Source organism: Bdellovibrionales bacterium, assembly GCA_041662785.1.
In the GTDB taxonomy this organism is placed as follows: domain Bacteria; phylum Pseudomonadota; class Alphaproteobacteria; order UBA9219; family UBA9219; genus UBA8914.
Genome location: JBAZRW010000006.1, coordinates 61642 through 79564 on the forward strand (window position 1 = coordinate 61642; position 17923 = coordinate 79564).

The 17923-nt window shown below is 54.2% G+C and carries 24 protein-coding genes; 17 read left to right on the forward strand and 7 right to left on the reverse strand.

Features of this window, described 5'->3' with window-relative positions; translation table 11 throughout:
* Positions 1–110: 110 nt before the first annotated feature.
* Positions 111–287 (reverse strand): hypothetical protein, encoded by a 177-nt coding sequence (locus WC612_06005; protein ID MFA6280327.1) that lies wholly within the window; start codon positions 285–287, stop codon positions 111–113.
* Positions 288–434: 147 nt separating this feature from the next.
* Between WC612_06005 and recF the strand changes: the two genes are divergently transcribed.
* The 6 genes from recF (at position 435) to ribB (ending at position 5486) form a co-directional block, all read left to right on the forward strand.
* Positions 435–1559: a DNA replication/repair protein RecF gene (recF, locus tag WC612_06010; GenBank protein ID MFA6280328.1), complete on the forward strand. Its 1125-nt coding sequence runs from the start codon at positions 435–437 to the stop codon at positions 1557–1559.
* 195 nt (positions 1560–1754) lie between these two features.
* The gene (locus WC612_06015; protein MFA6280329.1) at positions 1755–2204 is read left to right on the forward strand and encodes an RpiB/LacA/LacB family sugar-phosphate isomerase; all 450 of its coding nucleotides are present in this window, start codon (positions 1755–1757) and stop codon (positions 2202–2204) included.
* A 22-nt stretch (positions 2205–2226) separates the two neighbouring features.
* Positions 2227–3513: a serine hydroxymethyltransferase gene (gene glyA / locus WC612_06020; protein ID MFA6280330.1), complete on the forward strand. Its 1287-nt coding sequence runs from the start codon at positions 2227–2229 to the stop codon at positions 3511–3513.
* An 8-nt stretch (positions 3514–3521) separates the two neighbouring features.
* Positions 3522–3986 (forward strand): transcriptional regulator NrdR, encoded by a 465-nt coding sequence (gene nrdR / locus WC612_06025; protein ID MFA6280331.1) that lies wholly within the window; start codon positions 3522–3524, stop codon positions 3984–3986.
* Positions 3987–4269: 283 nt separating this feature from the next.
* Entirely contained in the window at positions 4270–4869 is a 600-nt protein-coding gene (locus tag WC612_06030; protein ID MFA6280332.1) for a riboflavin synthase, read from the forward strand.
* A complete protein-coding gene (gene ribB / locus WC612_06035; GenBank protein ID MFA6280333.1) occupies positions 4869–5486 on the forward strand; it encodes a 3,4-dihydroxy-2-butanone-4-phosphate synthase in 618 nt (205 codons plus the stop codon). Before WC612_06030 ends, ribB begins: the two co-directional genes overlap by 1 nt.
* Here ribB and WC612_06040 read toward each other — a convergent pair.
* Entirely contained in the window at positions 5431–5886 is a 456-nt protein-coding gene (locus WC612_06040; GenBank protein MFA6280334.1) for a hypothetical protein, read from the reverse strand. The two genes, ribB and WC612_06040, sit on opposite strands and share 56 nt — an antisense overlap.
* 228 nt (positions 5887–6114) lie before the next feature.
* Here WC612_06040 and ribH point away from each other — a divergent pair, with 228 nt between their 5' ends.
* From ribH to WC612_06070, 6 genes are all read left to right on the forward strand, one after another.
* On the forward strand, positions 6115–6630 hold the full coding sequence (ribH, locus tag WC612_06045; protein ID MFA6280335.1) for a 6,7-dimethyl-8-ribityllumazine synthase: 516 nt from the start codon (positions 6115–6117) through the stop codon (positions 6628–6630).
* Between the two features lie 3 nt (positions 6631–6633).
* On the forward strand, positions 6634–7116 hold the full coding sequence (locus WC612_06050; protein ID MFA6280336.1) for a transcription antitermination protein NusB: 483 nt from the start codon (positions 6634–6636) through the stop codon (positions 7114–7116).
* Positions 7117–7336: 220 nt separating this feature from the next.
* Positions 7337–7855 carry a hypothetical protein gene (locus WC612_06055; protein ID MFA6280337.1) on the forward strand — a complete coding sequence of 173 codons (519 nt, stop codon included), beginning with the start codon at positions 7337–7339 and terminating at the stop codon, positions 7853–7855.
* A 151-nt stretch (positions 7856–8006) separates the two neighbouring features.
* A complete protein-coding gene (locus WC612_06060; protein MFA6280338.1) occupies positions 8007–10106 on the forward strand; it encodes a sodium-translocating pyrophosphatase in 2100 nt (699 codons plus the stop codon).
* 340 nt (positions 10107–10446) lie between these two features.
* On the forward strand, positions 10447–10701 hold the full coding sequence (locus tag WC612_06065) for a type II toxin-antitoxin system RelB/DinJ family antitoxin (protein ID MFA6280339.1): 255 nt from the start codon (positions 10447–10449) through the stop codon (positions 10699–10701).
* Positions 10698–10967: a type II toxin-antitoxin system YafQ family toxin gene (locus WC612_06070; protein ID MFA6280340.1), complete on the forward strand. Its 270-nt coding sequence runs from the start codon at positions 10698–10700 to the stop codon at positions 10965–10967. The genes WC612_06065 and WC612_06070 overlap by 4 nt, the downstream gene beginning before the upstream one ends.
* 5 nt (positions 10968–10972) lie before the next feature.
* Here WC612_06070 and WC612_06075 read toward each other — a convergent pair whose 3' ends face one another.
* Entirely contained in the window at positions 10973–11293 is a 321-nt protein-coding gene (locus tag WC612_06075) for a hypothetical protein (protein ID MFA6280341.1), read from the reverse strand.
* Positions 11294–11501: 208 nt separating this feature from the next.
* Between WC612_06075 and efp the strand changes: the two genes are divergently transcribed.
* Both efp and WC612_06085 read left to right on the forward strand, forming a co-directional pair.
* Entirely contained in the window at positions 11502–12068 is a 567-nt protein-coding gene (gene efp, locus WC612_06080) for an elongation factor P (protein MFA6280342.1), read from the forward strand.
* A gap of 215 nt (positions 12069–12283) precedes the next feature.
* Positions 12284–12718 (forward strand): hypothetical protein, encoded by a 435-nt coding sequence (locus tag WC612_06085; GenBank protein MFA6280343.1) that lies wholly within the window; start codon positions 12284–12286, stop codon positions 12716–12718.
* Between the two features lie 94 nt (positions 12719–12812).
* Here WC612_06085 and WC612_06090 read toward each other — a convergent pair whose 3' ends face one another.
* The 4 genes from WC612_06090 to WC612_06105 all read right to left on the reverse strand — a co-directional run bounded on the left by WC612_06090 (position 12813) and on the right by WC612_06105 (position 15041).
* Positions 12813–13343, reverse strand: a complete 531-nt coding sequence (locus WC612_06090) for a phasin family protein (protein ID MFA6280344.1) — start codon at positions 13341–13343, stop codon at positions 12813–12815.
* 185 nt (positions 13344–13528) lie between these two features.
* Positions 13529–13981 carry a hypothetical protein gene (locus WC612_06095; protein MFA6280345.1) on the reverse strand — a complete coding sequence of 151 codons (453 nt, stop codon included), beginning with the start codon at positions 13979–13981 and terminating at the stop codon, positions 13529–13531.
* A 6-nt stretch (positions 13982–13987) separates the two neighbouring features.
* Positions 13988–14491, reverse strand: coding sequence for a YbjN domain-containing protein (locus tag WC612_06100; GenBank protein ID MFA6280346.1), 504 nt, complete (start codon positions 14489–14491; stop codon positions 13988–13990).
* Positions 14492–14744: 253 nt separating this feature from the next.
* A complete protein-coding gene (locus WC612_06105) occupies positions 14745–15041 on the reverse strand; it encodes an accessory factor UbiK family protein (protein ID MFA6280347.1) in 297 nt (98 codons plus the stop codon).
* A 239-nt stretch (positions 15042–15280) separates the two neighbouring features.
* Here WC612_06105 and lgt point away from each other — a divergent pair, with 239 nt between their 5' ends.
* From lgt to pgeF, 3 genes are read left to right on the forward strand one after another with little or no spacing between them, the layout of a single operon-like run.
* Positions 15281–16084, forward strand: coding sequence for a prolipoprotein diacylglyceryl transferase (lgt, locus tag WC612_06110; GenBank protein ID MFA6280348.1), 804 nt, complete (start codon positions 15281–15283; stop codon positions 16082–16084).
* On the forward strand, positions 16081–17136 hold the full coding sequence (locus WC612_06115; GenBank protein ID MFA6280349.1) for an SAM-dependent methyltransferase: 1056 nt from the start codon (positions 16081–16083) through the stop codon (positions 17134–17136). Before lgt ends, WC612_06115 begins: the two co-directional genes overlap by 4 nt.
* The gene (gene pgeF / locus WC612_06120) at positions 17133–17915 is read left to right on the forward strand and encodes a peptidoglycan editing factor PgeF (GenBank protein MFA6280350.1); all 783 of its coding nucleotides are present in this window, start codon (positions 17133–17135) and stop codon (positions 17913–17915) included. The genes WC612_06115 and pgeF overlap by 4 nt, the downstream gene beginning before the upstream one ends.
* Positions 17916–17923 lie beyond the last annotated feature (8 nt).

The following is a 17923-nucleotide window of genomic DNA, read 5'->3' on the forward strand; positions in this document are numbered from 1 at the left end:
GTTCAGAGTGTAGAGTTCAGAGTTCAGAGTTCAGAGTTCAGAGTTCAGAGTTCAGAGTTCAGAGTTCAGAGTTCAGAGTAAGAGTCGTTGGTTGATATTTTTCCTGTCCGTCATCCGCTGCCTGCCCCGCGAAGCCCAAAGGGCGTAGAGGGGTGCGGGATGACGATAAGGGGAAAGGACAGGAAGAAAACGATAATACCAAACGGCGCATGAAACGACTCGTTGAGTAAGAAACCAAACGGGATTCCCGCTTGCGCGGGAATGACAGGTTTTATGTTTAATTTCATTCCTCTACCGTCATCCCCGCGAAAGCGGGGATCCAGTTTTCTTTTTTCATTAATGGATCATTTCAAAAGGCGGTTGGTATAAGAAACGGTTTTACCGCAATCCCTCCCTGAACTCTGAACTCTGATCTCTGTACTCTGAGCTCTCTCATGCCCCTAAGCCTCTCCTCCCTTTCCCTCACCAACTTTCGCAACCATGGCGAGATGAGGCTAAAGCTTGCGTCCGCGCCTGTCGTGCTGACGGGCATGAATGGCAGTGGCAAGACGAATATCCTTGAGGCGATTAGTTTGCTGGTTCCCGGACGCGGCCTGTGCCGCGCTTCATCCGCCGAGTGGCAAAATCATGATGAGTCCTTGCCATGGGCCGTGGCGGCTGAGGTGAGAACGTCCGAGGGCGATGTGAAGATTGGGACGGGTCGCGATCCCGCCGCGCCTGACAATGGGCGTCGCGTCGTGCATGTCGATGGTCGCGCGGTGAAGGGGCAGCAAGCCTTAGCCGAGCATGTCGCGATGGCGTGGGTGACGCCCGATCTGGATCGCGTGCTGGCCGATGGCTCGGCGGCGCGGCGCAAGCTGTTGGATCGTATGGTGTACAGCTTTGATCCCGCGCATGCGGGGCGCGTCCATCGGTACGAGAAGGCGATGCGCGAGCGCCTGCGCCTGCTCCGCGATGGCGTGGCGGATGCGACGTGGCTGGCGGCGCTAGAGGACACGATGGCGCAAACGGGCGTTTCGATTGCGGCGGCGCGGCTGCATCTGCTGCGGCAATTGCAAAGCGCGATGACTCTGGCGCAAAGCGCTTTTCCGCAGGCGGAGATTACCCTTGTCGGCATGGCCGAGGAAGCCTTGGCCGATCAGCCCGCGCTTTTGGTGGAGGATAAGCTTCGTGCCGCGCTGGCACGCTCGCGGCAGGGCGATGCGCAAAGCGGAACCTGCGCGATTGGCGTGCATCGTAGTGATCTCTTGGTGATCCATCGCGCCCACAACTGCCCTGCCGAGCTATGCTCGACCGGCGAACAAAAGGCACTGCTGGTTGCCATTATGCTGGCCTTTGTTCGCACGCTGACTGTGGCGAGGGGAGGGCATCCGCCGCTGTTCCTTTTGGATGATATTACCGCGCATTTGGATGGCGTGCGCCGCGCCGCGCTGTTTGAGGAAATCCTTGCCCTTCGCGTTCAGGCATGGCTGACGGGGACGGATGAGGCCTTTTTCGACGCGTTTTTGCCCTATGCCCAGCACTTTTCCGTGGAAAAGGGGCGGGTGACGGGCGGATAGCCCCCATGTTTATTGAAAAAACAATTGGTTAGAGAGTTTCGTGGAAAAAACATCATATTCTTGAAAAAATCCCTTGACATGTGGGGACGTTTCTGCTATTGACATTGCCATGCGGAGCTTTGTCCGAAGTTAGTCTTCAGCATTTAGGGAAAGAGGGGGTTGGCTTTTGGGGGCGGCCTCATTAATGTCCTCACCATGACACAAAAAACAATATATCTGGCCTCGGATCATAGGGGCGTAGCGCTTAGAGGGGTTCTGGCCGATTGGTTAAGGAGCCAATCCTATGTCGTGAATGACTTGGGGCCGATGGACACGACGCGCGTGAACGCCTCCGACTTCGCGGTGCGCCTTGCCACGGCGATGCGTGAGGACAAAGAGTGTGTTGGCGTCTTAGTTTGCGGGACGGGGCAGGCGATGGCGATGACGGCCAATCGCTTTGCGCATATCCGTGCCGCTTTGTGCGTGAATGGCTTTATGGCGCGGCTGGCGCGGCAGCACAACGACGCGAACGTCCTTGCGATGGGCGCAGAGCTGGTGGGCGAGGGGCTGGCGCTTGAATGCTTGCAGGTGTTTTTGACGACGGAAGCGTTGAGCGGCGTGTATGCCGCCCGTTGCCGGATGCTGACGGATATGGGCGGTCTTTAGTTTCTTTCGAAAGGAAAACGTGATGAGTGGTTTGAATCCTTCTTTTTTTGCCGAGTCTTTGGAAGCCCATGATCCTGAGCTTTTCGCGTCGATCAAGGGTGAGCTTTCGCGTCAGCAAAACAATATCGAATTGATCGCGTCGGAAAACATTGTCTCGCGTGCGGTGCTGGAAGCTCAAGGCTCTATCCTGACCAACAAATACGCCGAAGGCTATCCCGGTAAGCGTTACTATGGCGGCTGCGAGATGGTCGATATAGCCGAGAGCCTTGCTATTTCACGCGCCTGCAAGCTGTTCGATTGCGCGTTTGCGAATGTGCAGCCTCATTCAGGCGCACAAGCGAATGAGGCCGTGTTCCTCGCGCTGCTTCAACCCGGTGATACGTTTATGGGGCTATCGATGGCCTCGGGTGGGCATCTTACGCATGGCGCATCGGTGAGCATGTCGGGCAAGTGGTTCAAGGCCGTTCCCTATGGCGTTCGCGCCGAGGATGGCCTTATCGATATGGATGAAGTTGAGCGTCTGGCGCGGGCGAATAAGCCCAAGCTGATCATCACGGGCGGCTCGGCCTATCCGCGCATTATCGACTTTGCGCGTTTCCGCAAAATCGCGGACGAAGTTGGTGCGATGCTCATGGCCGATATGGCTCACTTCGCGGGGCTGGTCGCGGGCGGCGTGTTTCCTTCGCCCATTCCTCATGCGCATATCGTGACTACGACGACGCACAAGACGTTGCGCGGGCCTCGCGGTGGTATGATTTTGACGAACGATGCTGACCTTGCGAAAAAGATCAACTCGGCGGTTTTCCCGGGCTTGCAGGGTGGGCCGTTGATGCATGTTATCGCCGCTAAGGCTGTCATGCTGGGCGAGGCGTTGCAGCCTGCCTTCAAACAATACGCGCAGGACGTGGTGGACAACGCCAAGGTGCTGGGCGAGACGCTGATCAAACACGGTCTTGATATCGTGTCGGGCGGGACGGATAGCCACTTGCTACTGGTTGATTTGCGTCCCAAGAACCTAACCGGCAAGGTGAGTGACAAGAGCCTTGAGCGTGCAGGCATCACCTGCAACAAAAACGGCATCCCGTTCGATCCTTTGCCGCCCGCCGTGACATCGGGCATTCGCCTTGGCACGCCCGCCGCCACGACGCGTGGTTTTGGTCGTGCCGAGTTTGTGCTGGTTGGCGAGCTGATTGCCGAAGTGTTGGATGGTTTGGTGAGTTGTGGCCTCGATGGCGATAACACGGCGATTGAGCAGAGCGTTCAAAAACGTGTGATCGCGTTGTGTCAGCGTTTTCCCATTTACTCATGAGGTAACCTATGCGCTGCCCCTTTTGTGGTTTTGACGATACGCAAGTTAAGGATAGCCGTCCCAGCGAGGACAACGTCGCCATCCGTCGCCGTCGCTCTTGCCCCAACTGCGATGCGCGGTTTACGACGTTTGAGCGCGTGCAGCTTCGTGAGTTGTTCGTGATCAAGAACGATGGAACGAAAAAGCCTTTCGACCGCGACAAGCTTTCGCGCTCCATGCGGATTGCTTTGCGTAAGCGTCCCGTGGATGAGGAAAAGCTGGAGCAGGTAATCAACGGCCTTGTGCGCCAGATGGAAACGATGGGCGATGGCGAGATTACCACCAAGCAAATCGGTGCGCTGGTGATGGAAACGCTCCGCCGCCTTGATCATGTGGCCTATGTCCGTTACGCCTCGGTTTACCGCGACTTCCGCACGCCTGCCGACTTCAACGAGTTTGTCGAGCTGCTGAAAAAGGAAGCGACGGAAGGGTAGAGTTCAGAGTTCAGAGTAAAGAACCTTGATGGATATTTCTCCTGTCCGTCATCCCCGCGAAAGCGGGGATCCAGTTTGTTTTAGTTTTTTATCCGTTAGCGTCATTGCTTCTTGTTGTTCTTTGTGAAAAAGAAAACGGGATCCCCGCTTTCGCGGGGATGACGGAAGGGGGGGGCGGGGATGACGGAAGAAAGAGAAGCGCGGGGATGACGAGAGTGGTGGAAGAGAGTGAGAGAAAAGTAAAGCAGGATCTGTAAGGAAAATCGGTAAGGAAAAACGCAGCATGTTTACAGGCATTATTTCGGAAATTGGCTCGATCACGGCGATTGAGAAGCGCGGCGATTGGGTGATCACGATAGCCGCAAGCGAAGCGTTGCTCACCTCGCTTTCCCTTGGCGCGTCGGTGGCGTGCAGCGGCGTGTGCCTAACCGTTATTGCTCTTCCCGCTGGCGCTTTTACGGTGCAGGCCTCGGCGGAGACATTATCGAAAACAACGCTCGGCGCGTGGGACGTTGGCACGCCTGTCAATCTAGAGCGGGCTTTGCGTATGGGCGATGAGCTGGGCGGACATATTGTGTCGGGCCATGTTGATGGGCTGGCGCGGGTTGTTGATCGTAAGGCTGAAGGCGATAGCGTGCGTTTCCGTTTTGAGGTTCCGGCGGAATTCGCACCGTTCCTTGCGCCGAAAGGCTCGGTGACACTGGACGGTATTTCGCTGACGGTGAATGAGGTGGAAGGGAACGAGTTCGGCGTGAACATTATTCCTCATACGCAAACGGCAACGACGATAGGCGGCAAAAATGTTGGTGATGCGCTGAATTTCGAGATTGACGTGATCGCGCGTTATGTTGGGCGGATGCTGGATCAACGGGGAAGTTTGTAATGGCGCTCGCCTCAACGCTTGAGATTATCGAGGAAGCTCGTGCAGGGCGGATGTTTATCCTGACCGATGATGAGGGCCGCGAGAACGAGGGCGATTTGATTATCCCCGCGTCTTTTGCTTCGCCGGAGGCCGTCAATTTTATGATCACGCATGGACGCGGCCTTGTGTGCTTGGCCATCGAAGAAAGCCGTGCTGCGCAACTTGATTTGCCGATGATGTTGCGCGGTGAAAACACCAGCCGTTTTCACACCAACTTTACCGTGTCGATTGAGGCGAAGGAAGGCGTGACGACGGGCATCTCGGCCTTTGATCGCGCCCACTCTATCGCGGTGGCAATTGATGAGGCGAAAGGCGCGGACGATCTGGCTGTGCCCGGCCATATCTTTCCGCTTGTCGCGCAAGAGGGCGGCGTGCTGACAAGAGCAGGGCATACAGAGGCCGCCGTGGATGTGGCTCGCCTTGCGGGGCTTTATCCGGCGGGCGTACTCTGCGAGATTTTAAAGGAGGACGGCCATATGGCTCGCCTGCCCGATTTATTGCCTTTTGCTGACAAGCACGGGCTTAAGGTTGGCTCGGTGGCGGATTTGGTGACCTATCGCCAAAAACAGGAGGGTTAGCCTCTCTTTTTTGATCGCGTAACATCGTTAGTTCTTTTGCAAGGGATTCTTTATCGCTAACGCAAACTATCTTGGCGGTTTGATCGTTATTCAAAAGCCAGACGACAGTATCAAGCACATTAATGACCGCCCATGTTAAACCTTTACCGCGTTCTAAATCTGGTGCTGTGTAATTTGGTGTTGGGAGAAGAACAGAGGGACGTGCGTGGTCATAGTAATTCATCATGGCACGTGTTTCCTCGCCGATGGCAGACAAGTTATTAGTGTGTTCTTTTTTGCTCGTTGAAAATAAATAATAGAGTCGTCCGGCAAGATGTGGGAAGGGTTCTCTTCTGTTCGGCCCTTCAAAATCTTCAACTTTAATGGCGACGAAGTGAGGAATCTTCTGATTGTTATTCATAAAATAATTCCTTATGAGGATTAATCTGTGGCCTTTAAAACGTGGTTGGGTTTGTTGTGCTTATGGTGGCATTGTATCAAATAAAGCAGCGGATTCCATTACTTTCATGCGAAAGAACTTCATTGATAAGTCCTTGATCCAACATTATTAGACCATAACAACACTCTATCTGTTCGCTGCAAACTGTGGTAAACAAGCAAAAATTCAATATCTAAACAAGGCAGAGCCATGGAACAGAAAAAAGAACCAGCGGTTTTTACGTTTGAAGACAAGCCCCATGTGATGGTGATTGAGGCGCGTTTTTATGATGACGTGGCCGATCAATTGTTGGCGGGCGCTAAGGCCGTGCTAGACCGCGCAGGCGCGACGTATGAGGTTTTCACTGTGCCCGGATCGTTAGAGATTCCGGCGGCCATTTTGTACGCCGTGAAGTCTTTGGATTTTGATGCGGTGCGCAGACGCTTTGATGGTTATGTCGCGCTGGGAACCGTTATCAAGGGCAGCACGCGCCATGATCAGGTCGTGGGCGATGTCAGCACGCAAGGTCTTCAGACGTTGGCGCTTCAAAACACGCTGGCTGTTGGCAACGGCATTTTGACCGTGGAGACGTTGGAGCAAGCGCAAGAACGCGCCGATCCCGCTCGGCTTAATCGTGGCGGCGCGGCGGCAGAGGCTTGCCTGAAGATGATCGAATTGAAACACCACTTCCGCTTGATGCCCAAGCGTCGTTGGGTTGGGCGGTAAAGTATGGACGAGAACACAACGGCCAAGGCCGATCCTTTTGCGCCTAAACGCCTTGCGCGGCTTGTCGCGGTGCAGGCGCTCTATCAGGCCTCGTTTGAGCAGGAAGAGCTTAGCGTGATCCTGCGCCGCTGCCTTGATGATGCCTCGGCGGGATTGAATGACGAGGAAGGCGAGGGCGAGGTTATTTCGGAAAAACCTGACGCGGCTCTTTTGCTGCAAATCGTTCATGGCGTGATGGATTATCGCGAGGCGTTAGAAGCCATGGTCGCGGGGTCGCTGAGCGAGAAGCTGGCCTCTGGCCGTATGGAGGCGCTGTTGAAGGCGATTTTGCTCGCGGGGGCTTTTGAGCTGCATCAGCATGCCAAGATCGCGACGGGCATTATCATTAGCGACTATGTTGATGTCGCTCGCGCCTTCTTTAATGCCAAGGAACCCGCCCTTGTGAACGCCGTTTTGGATCGTTTGGGCAAGACGCTGAGGGGTTAACCCCTCGTCAAGGGTTGTGGGCGGATAATAGCGGGGTGGAACTTCCCTCGTGTGTCACTCCCGCGTAAGCGGGAGTCCCGTTTTCTTTTCTTAACTAAACGGGATCCCCGCTTTGTCCTTTCGCCCGCCGCAAGAGCGGCGGGACGAGGGCGCGGGGATGACGGGCATTGAGGGATGGCCATTCCTACCTTATCGAGAAACCCCTTTGCCCCATCCCTTCATGAAAAGAGCTTTCGTTATAATAGGTCTTTTGCTGGCGCTGCTTGCCGCGCCTTGCGTGAGCTATGCCGCCGAACATGGTGGCGGCGAGGGTGGCGCTAAAGCAAAAGAGGGCGAGGCTAAAAAAGGCGAGGGCGGCGAAAAGAAGCCTAAAAAGAAAGAGGATGCCGCGACGATTACGGGCGGGATGACAGATAATGATCCTATTTATTTGAACCTACCCGCCATTACGATGCCCGTGATCAATAAGTACGGGGCGCAGCAGGTGATCTCGATGATCATCAATGTCCGCGTTAGCGAGCGGGCTGCCGCTGAAGCGATGCAGGCGAATATGCCTAAATTAAGGGATTCCTTGTTTCAGGTGCTTTATACGGGATTTTCTGACGGATCCCTCCGTAATGACAACGCCGTGGACTTGGCGGGTGTAAAAGCCATTGTAATTCAGACTATTAATGCTCTTTATCAGAAAGATTATGCTACCGATGTTTTGATCCAAGCCATGGCCCAAAGACGCCTGTAGGGATTCTTTTTCATTTCCCCCCTTGCCTTTAAGGGAGTCTTTGGGCATTCTGCCACGGCTTTGCGGGTGCGTTAACGCCAAAGCGCTTTTTGTGGGGGTTGGCCGCTGGCCTTCTTGCCCCATCGTCTTCGAAAAATGTGAGGAACCATCCATGAGTACTGAATTCATGATTATTTTTGCCTGTGGCGCTTTGGCGCTTCTATACGGGTTGTTCACGGCCAAGTCCGTGTTGTCGTCGTCCGCCGGTAATGCGCGGATGCAGGAAATCGCCGCCGCCGTCCAAGAGGGCGCGAAGGCTTATCTAAACCGCCAGTACATGACGATTGCCATTGTTGGCATCGTGATTTGCGCCGCGTTGAGCTGGTTTTTAGGGCTTCATGTTGGTATCGGCTTTGTGACGGGCGCTGTTTTGTCGGGCGTGGCCGGTTACATCGGCATGAACGTGTCGGTTCGCGCCAATGTGCGCACGGCCGCTGCCGCTCAAGTTGGCATGAAGGAAGCCTTGGGCATTGCCTTTAAGTCGGGCGCGATCACGGGCATGCTGGTTGTCGGCCTCGGCCTTCTGGCTGTCGGCGGGTACTATTACGCGCTGGTTCAGTGGAAGGGTCTTGAAGAAGAAAACATCCGCTCGGTTATCGAAGCGCTGGTTGCGCTGAGCTTTGGCGCTTCGCTGATTTCGATCTTTGCGCGTCTTGGTGGCGGCATCTTTACCAAGGGCGCTGACGTAGGCGCTGATTTGGTGGGCAAGGTCGAAGCGGGCATTCCCGAAGATGATCCTCGCAACCCTGCCGTGATTGCCGATAACGTTGGCGACAACGTCGGCGATTGTGCCGGTATGGCTGCCGATTTGTTTGAAACCTATGCCGTGACCATCGTCGCGACCATGCTTCTCGCCGCGACGTTCTTTGTCGGTGATGTGCGTGAGACCATGATGATCCTGCCGCTTGTTATCGCGGGCGTGTGCATTGTGGCTTCGGTGATCGGAACGTACTTTGTGCGTTTGAACGCCAAGCAAAACATCATGGGCGCTTTGTATAAGGGGCTTATCGCGACGGGCGTGATCTCAGCCGGATTGATCTTTGTCGCGATCAATAAGATGATCGGGATGAACGAGGTTGTTGCCAACGTCGATGGCGCGGTGATTTCGGGCATGAACCTGTTCTATTGCGCCCTCACGGGTCTGGGCGTCACCGCCTTGATGGTGTGGATCACAGAGTACTACACCTCAACGGAATACCGTCCTGTTCGCTCGGTTGCGGCGGCTTCGGCTAACGGTCACGGCACGAACGTGATCCAAGGCCTTGCCATCTCGATGGAGTCGACGGCTCTTCCCGTTCTGGTGATCTCGGTCGGTATCATCGTGTCTTACTCGGTCAGCGGCTTGTTCGGCATCGCGATTGCGGCAACCACCATGCTGGCTTTGGCCGGTATGATCGTTGCCATCGACGCTTATGGCCCTGTGACGGATAACGCGGGCGGTATTGCCGAAATGGCTGATATGCCCAAGGAAATCCGTGTGACCACCGATGCGCTGGACGCTGTCGGCAACACGACCAAGGCCGTTACCAAGGGCTATGCCATCGCTTCGGCGGGGTTGGCTTCGCTGGTTCTGTTTGCTGCGTATATCGAAGACTTGCGCCACTACTTCCCCGATTTGAAGGTCGAGTTCAACCTTCAAAACCCGTACGTCGTGGTGGGTCTCTTCATCGGTGGCATGTTGCCTTATCTGTTCGGTGCGATGGCGATGACAGCCGTTGGCCGCGCAGCCGGTGCGGTTGTGCAGGAAGTGCGTCGTCAGTTCCGCGAGATCAAGGGCATTATGGAAGGCAAGGCGAAGCCAGAATATGGCACAGCCGTTGATATGCTGACCAAGGCCGCGATCCGCGAAATGATCATCCCGTCCTTGCTCCCGATTGCCGCGCCTGTCGTTCTGTACGTCATCGTGAATCTGGTTGCGGGTCAAACCGAGGCCTTCACCTGTCTTGGGGCGATGCTTTTGGGCACGATTGTGACGGGTCTCTTCGTCGCGATTTCGATGACCTCAGGCGGTGGTGCTTGGGACAATGCCAAGAAGTACATCGAGGAAGGTCATTTCGGCGGTAAGGGTTCAGAAGCCCACAAGGCTGCCGTGACGGGCGACACCGTCGGCGATCCGTACAAGGATGCCGCTGGCCCCGCCATCAACCCGATGATCAAGATCATCAACATTGTGGCGATCCTCTTGCTGGCTATCTTGGCAAGGATGGCATAACGCCACATACGTCATGCCCGTGAAAACGGGCATCCCGTTTGGTTAAAAGAAAACAAACTGGACTCCCGCTTTCGCGGGAGTGACGAAAATGAATAAAACCCCCGCTTTCGAAAGAGAGCGGGGGTTTTTTGTTGGGCGGAATCGTGTCATTGCGAGCGGAGCGAAGCAATTCATCACCTGAACTTTCAACATTGTTCAGTCCGACATTTTAGGAGATGGATCGCCACGTCGCTGCGCTCCTCGCGATGACGGGAAGGGGGAAAGGCAGGGTGTGTTTGACAAAATGTGCCGCATGTGTTACATTGTATGACAAATGACATACATCCCTAAAGGTGAAGCTATGAAGACGGACGTTGTGAATGCGCGGGTTGAACCCGCCCTTAAAGCCTCGGCGGAGAAAATATTTCGCACGCTTGGCATGAATACAACCGATGCGATCTCTATTTTTTTAAGTCAGGTCGTGCTGCGTAAAGGCCTGCCCTTTGATGTGCGTATCCCGAATGCTGAAACACGTAAAGCCATAGCGGAGGTTAAGGCAGGGAAGGGGAAGCGCTATAAAACGGCGCAAGACATGATGGATGATATATTGTCGTGAAAACGTTTTTTGCTGGCAACGCGTTTCGAAAAGACCTTAAGCTTGCGGCCAAGCGCGGCAAGGCGACGAAGAAACTCCAATCCATTCTTGATTTGCTGCTGACCGATGAAGACTTGCCTTCTCGATGCAGACCGCATCGGCTCTCTGGCGCTTATGCCGGATTATGGGAGTGCCACATTGAGCCGGATTGGCTCTTAATTTATGATGTTACAGAAAAAGAGGTTCGGCTTTACCGAACGGGCACGCACGCCGACTTATTTGAGTAAGCCCTTTACTCCCTTGGGGGCGAGAAGCCGTCTTCTTCTTTCAAGGTGGGGGTTGAGGTCTTGTCTGTTTGGTCGGCCTCGTCGCCCGCTGCGTTGCTTTCCGCCCCATTGATTGTCGGCGCGATTTGTTCGTTGGTCATCAAGGGGAGGGCGTTTTTGCCAGGCCCTACGGTCTTATAGGCGATGGCAAGGCCAAAGAAGATGGCGACCCATAGCGCGATGTTTTTTAAGTTTTTACCTTGGTTGAGCCTGAAGACGCTGGGCGCGATCATAAGCACGATGGCGACCCCAAAAAGGGCCGAGAGAATTTGAGTGGTTTTGTCCATTTTATCGGCTCGATCATTGGGGTTATAACGTATCGTAGAATGGCGAGACCTATAATAAAGAAAAGAGTTTCCTTGTGAAAGAGCGGATTTTTCTCTTTTTTAGGCCTTTTAGAAGGATTTTGCTTGAAGTTGCTCTTGCGGGCAGCCACACTGCGCCGCGCGTCATGGAGCGTAGGCGCTTCCCCATTACAAAAACAAGAAGGTTTTTATGAAAGTCGATGCCAACACCGTCCGTAAGGGCCATGTTCTTGAGCACAACAACAAACTTTGGGTTGTGATCAAAAGTGAAATTATGATCCCCGGTAAGGGGAACGCGATCGTTCAGATCGATATGAAGGATGTCCGCACGGGCATCAAGACGAACGAGCGGTTCCGCACGCAGGAGTCGGTTGAGCGCGTTCAGCTGTCCGATCACGAAATGCAATTCCTGTTCGTCAGCGATGGCGATTATACCTTTATGGATCAGGAATCGTTCGAGCAATACGTCGTGCAGGCCGATATCATCGGCGATGCCGCGGTGTATTTGCAAGACGGCATGGTTTGCAACGTCCAGACCTATGAGGGCACGCCCCTTTCGGTTGATCTGCCCGCGCAGGTGACTCTGGAGATTGTCGAGGCCGATCCCGTCGTAAAGGGGCAGACGGCTTCCTCTTCCTACAAGCCTGCCAAGCTTTCGAATGGCGTGCGTATTCTGGTTCCTCCGTTTATCGAGGCTGGCACGCGCGTTGTTGTTGCCACGGCCGACAACGCCTATGTCGAGCGGGCGAAGGACTAATAACGGAGCTGAATAGAATTTTGAGGAATGAGTGTCCAAGGAAAGGCTGGTAAGCCATTTTCTTGGACACTTTTTTGAGGGTTATTTCCTTTTTTATCGTTAAACTGTCGACTTTTGGGCGTTTTTCAAGTGGGGTGTCGCCCGAAATTGTGGTGTTTTTAATAAGTTTTTGTTAGTCTGAATTTAATGGGGTTCTGTTTTTTTAGGAGGTTTCCATGACACGTTCTTTTTCGCTTTCTTTGCTGACTCTCTTGTTGGCCTGTTTTTGGGGCGCGGGAGAGGCTCAAGCAGGGGCGTTGTTTCCGCCACAAGGGGCTGTTTTGGCTGGTGGTCCAGATGGACCCATTAAAGTCTGTCCCTCTGGTCAGACTTTTTTGAAATGGACGGGGGAGGCGGCGGCGTGCGGAAAAGTGTCACAAGAGGTTACGATTCCGAATTGCCCCCCTGGGCAGATGCTTATTGGCGTAACCAATGGAAATCATAATTGCGTTCCCCCGCCTCCCCCTAAACTGGGGCCGGTTTATACTATGCATTTTGGGGATATGGGGTGGTCGCTTTTGAACTGCCCCGATGGCTATGTGATGACGGGCGCAGGCGGTTGGGCCAATACAGGCACCAATATCTATATGAATTGTAGGCAGCTGCAATAAAGGTGGCGGCCTAGACGCAAAAAAAAGCGCGGTGAGAAAACACCGCGCTTTTTTTATTACTTACAAGGCTAAGGTAGAAAACAACCGAAGGGGGTTATTTCTTCATTATGCCTTGGATGTTGTCGATGCCTTCACATACGGCATTGCTAACCGTCTGCATGGTTTCAACGTGGCTTTGCGAGAGAATCTCAGAAAGTTCCTTAAGGCTGGAGACGCACCCTTCAATCGTCGATTTCGTGGCTTCGACTTGCTTGGCCACTTTTTCCTCGGCGGTGGGGGCGGCCATCACGGCCTGCATCAAGCCCGATGTGGCTTCCATGCTTTGACGCGCCAGATCAGATTGGCGGCGCATGTAAGACTGCATGTTTTCGAAAGCCTTTTGATTGTTGGTCGCAATAGCCTCAAGGCCTTTGCGCTGGGCGGCCATCATGGATTCGATATCCACGTTGGGGAGTTTGCACCCGTCCATAGCTTTCGTTAAATCGGGGAATTTTGACATATCCATCATTTTGGACATGTCCATCATCTTCGACATATCTGTCATCTTGGAGGCATCCATAAACTTGGACATATCCATCAATTTCGAAAAATCGACATCGAAGAAAGGGTTTGTTGGGTTTGACATTGGGAGCCCTCATGCCTTGCTAACTGTTGTTTGGATCCGCAAAATCAAGCCATATGACGAATGCGGTATGGTTAACAAAGATGAATATGGCGAATCTTAACCAATTTGTCACGCTTTTTTTTACCTTATTTTTTGGCTCAAAAGCTGGGTTTTTTAAAATTAGCGGGGTCTGTATCTTTTTAGAGTCAGAGCAAGAGCCCTCCTTTTTCGAGGAGACTGAGTCTCTGGTCAAGACGTGCCATGACGGTTGCGTGAGAGTCGTCTTTTTCTTCGCTCCAGTCATAAAGGGAAAGAAGATAAACGGGGAAAAGGGCGCTGATAGCCATCCAAGAAGGCTCCGTTTTGCACACAAACGTCAGTGTTTTCTGCATCGAACGCCAGTGCGCCTTGGCAAGCGGCAGGGCGAGGGCGGTATCGCGGCGGCCTTGCTCTATGATGATGTGAAGGCGCTCACGATAAGGCTCCATGACATCAAAGCGAGTCATCAGCGCTTCAAAAAGCCTGTCGTGCAACGTGCTTTCGCGGGGTTTTTGCGCATAGGCGTTTTCGGTTAGATCATCAAGCGCGGCAAGAAAAAGCGCAGGGTCTTGTGGCTTTTGCGCGTTAATAAGGGGAAGGCGTTTTTTAGGGGTAGGCAAGGCGCTTTACGCCTGTCCCGCCGTGTCGATCATCGCGGCGGCCAAGGCCTCGGTCGGATGCTTGCCGCCCCACACGACGAATTGGAAGGCGGGGTAGAAGCGCTCGCATTCCGTCAGTGCGATTTCGACAAGGTCTTCCAGAGTCTCGACGCCCGGCAGCCTGTCGCTGCGCGCCAGAACGGTGTAGCGGAACAGTGGCGCGTTTTGCTGCATGTCCAAATCGAAATGGCCCAACCACAAACGGTTATTGAGGAGAGAGAGGAGATCGTTCACGTCGCCGCGCTTGGATTCGGGAATGCGCATGTCGAACTGACAGGAAAATTGCAAAGCGCCAACCTCGCGCTGCCAAACGAAGAACATACGGTAATGACACCAGCGTCCTGCTAATTCAACAGTCAGCTCATCCTCGCCAGAGCGATCAAACAACCATTCATTGGCTGTGACGATTTCCTCTAGGATATCGAGGGGATTGTGCGAGAGGGTTTGCTCTTGAACCGAAAGGAACGCCATGGTGGGTAAGCCTTCTTTTTTGAAATGACTCCGAAAAATATCAAACGTTGGAACTGCGCCGCAAGGGTCTCGTGTGATTCTTTGTGACAGGACTCGCGCCCGTGTGTTTTGAGTCACAGTAAGAGAAGCCTGCGCGAATCCTTTCGATGTCGGACTAACCGATTCAATTGACTCGAACTTTGAATCATTTCAGGTGGTTGAAATGCGCTTTTCGCCCTGTAAAACGAAGGGGTTTGATTAACAAAAAGTAAATTTATTTTTTGGCGCGAATTTGTTTTGACGCAGGCTTCTTTTGGGCTCTTGACACGGGCTTCTTTCCTTCAAGCGCTTTGAGGCGACGATCCAAATCATCTTGCACAACACGAATTTTCTTAAGCATCGCAAAGGCCACATCGAACTCATCGTGCGTGACCAAATCAAGCTTGCACACGATGGCCTCGCGTTTGCCAGAGAGATGAGCTCCCACTTCTTTTTGCGCGCCGAGGAGAACGCTGAACGCGGTTTCCGCCAAGGCCATCAGATCATCAAGGCCGCTTTGCTTCTTCTTCATCCTGCTTTTCCCTTTGTGGTGTTTGTGCGTGAAATAGGGTATATAGCCTACGACTGATAAAATGATTTAAAAAACGGGATCCCCGCTTTCGCGGGGATGACGGTAGAGGGTTTAATTTAAATATAACCCCCGTCATGCCCGTGAAAACGGGGATCCCGTTTGTTTTCTTTTTTCATGATCACTTTATCGGAAATAGGCTATAACAGGCTTTCCCCTTTTGTCTATGACCAAGGTTAATCATGTTCGCTATTCTGTTTCCGTCTATCGATCCTGTTTTCTTTTCTGTGGGGCCGGTTGAGATTCGCTGGTACGCGTTGGCCTATTTAGCGGGCTTTCTGGGTGGCTGGTGGCTGTGCATGAAGCTGGCCCGCCTGAATCCCAAGGGAAAGCCAACAGCCAAGGACTATGACGATTTCCTGACGTGGGCCGTCATCGGCACGATCTTGGGCGGTCGCCTTGGCTACGTCCTGTTTTATCAGTTTGATTATTATTGGGCGCAGCCTTTAGAGGCGTTGCAGGTCTGGCATGGGGGCATGTCCTTTCACGGAGGGATGTTGGGCGTGATCACGGCGGCGCTTTTGTTCGTGCGGGCGCGTAAGCTTTCCTTTTTCGCGTTTACCGACGTATTGGCTGTTGTGACGCCGATTGGCCTAGGCCTTGGTCGCCTTGCGAACTTTGTGAACGGTGAGCTTTTTGGCCGCGTGACGGAGGCTCCGTGGGGCGTTGTGTTTCCGCGTGGTGGTGATTTGCCCCGCCATCCTAGCCAGTTGTATGAGGCGAGCTTGGAAGGCGCGGTGCTTTTGGTGATTATGCTGGTGCTGGCCTTTAACCCCAAGGTGCGGGCGAAGGAGGGGCTTTTGTCGGGTTTGTTCCTTGCCCTTTATGCCGCCTTTCGTTTCGGCGTGGAGTTTTTCCGTGAGCCTGACGCGCAGCTGGGCTTTCTGTTCGCGGGGGCGACGATGGGGCAATTGTTGTGCGTGCCGATGTTCCTGTTCGGTTCATACCTGATCGCTCGTGCCTTTAAAAAAGAGAGTAAGGAATGACCGCCCTAGAGAATATTTTGCGCGATGTGATCAAGGCGGAAGGGCCTGTTACCGTTGCGCGGTTTATGCAGCTTGCGCTCTCGCACCCACAGCATGGCTATTACATCAAGGGCGATCCGTTGGGCGTGGCGGCAGACTTCACAACCGCGCCGGAAATCAGCCAGATGTTTGGCGAGATGATTGGCTTATGGATGGTGGAGCAATGGCAGGCGCAAGGCTCACCTGCTCCCTTTACACTGCTGGAGCTGGGGGCAGGGCGCGGCACACTGCTGGCGGATGCTTTGCGGGCGACGGCCAAAGTGCCGAACTTTCATACGGCCATGAGACTGCGGATCATTGAGAGCAACGAAACGCTTAAGGCGATGCAGCGCGATAAGCTGGCTGCGTATCATCCGACCTATGGCGCGGATTTGTCCGATCTGCCGGAGCATCCGGTCTTTATGATCGCCAACGAGTTTTTTGATGTGATGCCAATCCATCAATATGAACGCCATGCGGAAGGCTGGCGCGAAAGGCTGGTGGGACTTGATGAAACGGGCTCTTTGATTTTTGTCGCGGGGACGCAAACCATCCCCTTGCCTTTGCCCGAAGGCGTTTCGTTTTATGAGTTGTCTCCCGCCGCCATTGGCCTTGCTCAGGCGATGGGCAGTCATATCGCGGCGCAGGGTGGCGCGGCGCTGATCATTGACTATGGTTATGCCGAGAACAGTGGCTCTGATACGCTGCAAGCCGTGTCGGGCCATGCTAGCGTCGATCCTTTAGCGCGAGCGGGCGCGGTTGACCTAACGGCGCATGTGGATTTTGCGGCGCTGCGTCTTGTGGCCTTAAAGGAGGCCGTTTTTGTGCCGCCTATCATCGGGCAGGGCGCGTTCCTTAAGGCTTTGGGAATCGACCTTCGCGCAAGGCAATTGAAGATGCAGGGAACATTAGAGCAGGCCGATGCCATTGACGAGGCGCTGCATCGGTTGACCTCGGCAGAAGAAATGGGCGTGTTGTTTAAGGTCATGGCCATTTCGCCAAAGGCCTTTCAAGATTTGGCAGGGTTCCCATGACGGTTGAGTGCCTTAAGGCCGCGTCATTGAACGCGATGATGTCCGTCACGCATGGTTTTTTCACGAGGGCGGGCGGCGTCAGTCAGGGCGTCTTTGCTTCGCTGAACGGCAAGATGGGGCTGGCCGATGATCCTTTGTTTGTTCGGGAGAACAGGCGGCGCGTGAATGTCGCGCTTGGCGTGAAGGACAACGTCTTTGTGGCGTGCAATCAGATTCACTCGACGGAGGTTATTCCTGTCGCCGCCGCATGGGACAGCGCGCATGAGCCGCCCGCCGATGCGATGGTGACGCGCAAGCGCGGCGTGACGCTGGGGATTGTGACGGCGGACTGTGCCCCTATCCTGTTCGCGGATGAGGCCGCGGGCGTGATTGGCGCGGCGCATGCGGGCTGGCGTGGCGCTTTGGGCGGCGTGATTGAAAACACGCTGGAGGCGATGGAGCGTTTCGGCGCGACGCGTGGTGCTATTAAGGCCGCCATTGGGCCTTGCATCTGGCAGGAGTCTTATGAAGTCGGCGCGAACTTTAAGATGCCGTTTCTGGCGCAAAGCGACGCGAACGAGATGTTTTTTAAGCCAGCGCAGAGGGAAGGACATTTCCTTTTCGATCTGCCCGCCTACATCGCGGCGCGGCTGCGCGAGGCGGGCGTGGAAAGCGTCGAGCGCCCGCCCGCCGATACGTTCGCGGATAAAGAGCGGTTTTTCAGCTATCGCCGCGAAACGCTGGGGATAGAGGCCAACGCAGGGCGGCAAATGGCGGCCATCGCTTTGGTTAACGCGTGACGCGTGTG

Coding starts and splice junctions, on each gene's coding strand:
- WC612_06005 (MFA6280327.1), bottom strand. CDS start 287: ATGAAATTAAACATAAAACCTGTCATTCCCGCGCAAGCGGGAATCCCG.
- WC612_06060 (MFA6280338.1), top strand. CDS start 8,007: ATGAGTACTGAATTCATGATTATTTTTGCCTGTGGCGCTTTGGCGCTT.
- WC612_06100 (MFA6280346.1), bottom strand. CDS start 14,491: ATGGCGTTCCTTTCGGTTCAAGAGCAAACCCTCTCGCACAATCCCCTC.
- WC612_06015 (MFA6280329.1), top strand. CDS start 1,755: ATGACACAAAAAACAATATATCTGGCCTCGGATCATAGGGGCGTAGCG.
- efp (MFA6280342.1), top strand. CDS start 11,502: ATGAAAGTCGATGCCAACACCGTCCGTAAGGGCCATGTTCTTGAGCAC.
- WC612_06050 (MFA6280336.1), top strand. CDS start 6,634: ATGGACGAGAACACAACGGCCAAGGCCGATCCTTTTGCGCCTAAACGC.
- nrdR (MFA6280331.1), top strand. CDS start 3,522: ATGCGCTGCCCCTTTTGTGGTTTTGACGATACGCAAGTTAAGGATAGC.
- lgt (MFA6280348.1), top strand. CDS start 15,281: ATGTTCGCTATTCTGTTTCCGTCTATCGATCCTGTTTTCTTTTCTGTG.
- ribB (MFA6280333.1), top strand. CDS start 4,869: ATGGCGCTCGCCTCAACGCTTGAGATTATCGAGGAAGCTCGTGCAGGG.
- WC612_06090 (MFA6280344.1), bottom strand. CDS start 13,343: ATGTCAAACCCAACAAACCCTTTCTTCGATGTCGATTTTTCGAAATTG.
- WC612_06030 (MFA6280332.1), top strand. CDS start 4,270: ATGTTTACAGGCATTATTTCGGAAATTGGCTCGATCACGGCGATTGAG.
- pgeF (MFA6280350.1), top strand. CDS start 17,133: ATGACGGTTGAGTGCCTTAAGGCCGCGTCATTGAACGCGATGATGTCC.
- WC612_06065 (MFA6280339.1), top strand. CDS start 10,447: ATGAAGACGGACGTTGTGAATGCGCGGGTTGAACCCGCCCTTAAAGCC.
- glyA (MFA6280330.1), top strand. CDS start 2,227: ATGAGTGGTTTGAATCCTTCTTTTTTTGCCGAGTCTTTGGAAGCCCAT.
- WC612_06055 (MFA6280337.1), top strand. CDS start 7,337: ATGAAAAGAGCTTTCGTTATAATAGGTCTTTTGCTGGCGCTGCTTGCC.
- WC612_06075 (MFA6280341.1), bottom strand. CDS start 11,293: ATGGACAAAACCACTCAAATTCTCTCGGCCCTTTTTGGGGTCGCCATC.
- WC612_06105 (MFA6280347.1), bottom strand. CDS start 15,041: ATGAAGAAGAAGCAAAGCGGCCTTGATGATCTGATGGCCTTGGCGGAA.
- WC612_06040 (MFA6280334.1), bottom strand. CDS start 5,886: ATGAATAACAATCAGAAGATTCCTCACTTCGTCGCCATTAAAGTTGAA.
- WC612_06085 (MFA6280343.1), top strand. CDS start 12,284: ATGACACGTTCTTTTTCGCTTTCTTTGCTGACTCTCTTGTTGGCCTGT.
- ribH (MFA6280335.1), top strand. CDS start 6,115: ATGGAACAGAAAAAAGAACCAGCGGTTTTTACGTTTGAAGACAAGCCC.
- recF (MFA6280328.1), top strand. CDS start 435: ATGCCCCTAAGCCTCTCCTCCCTTTCCCTCACCAACTTTCGCAACCAT.
- WC612_06115 (MFA6280349.1), top strand. CDS start 16,081: ATGACCGCCCTAGAGAATATTTTGCGCGATGTGATCAAGGCGGAAGGG.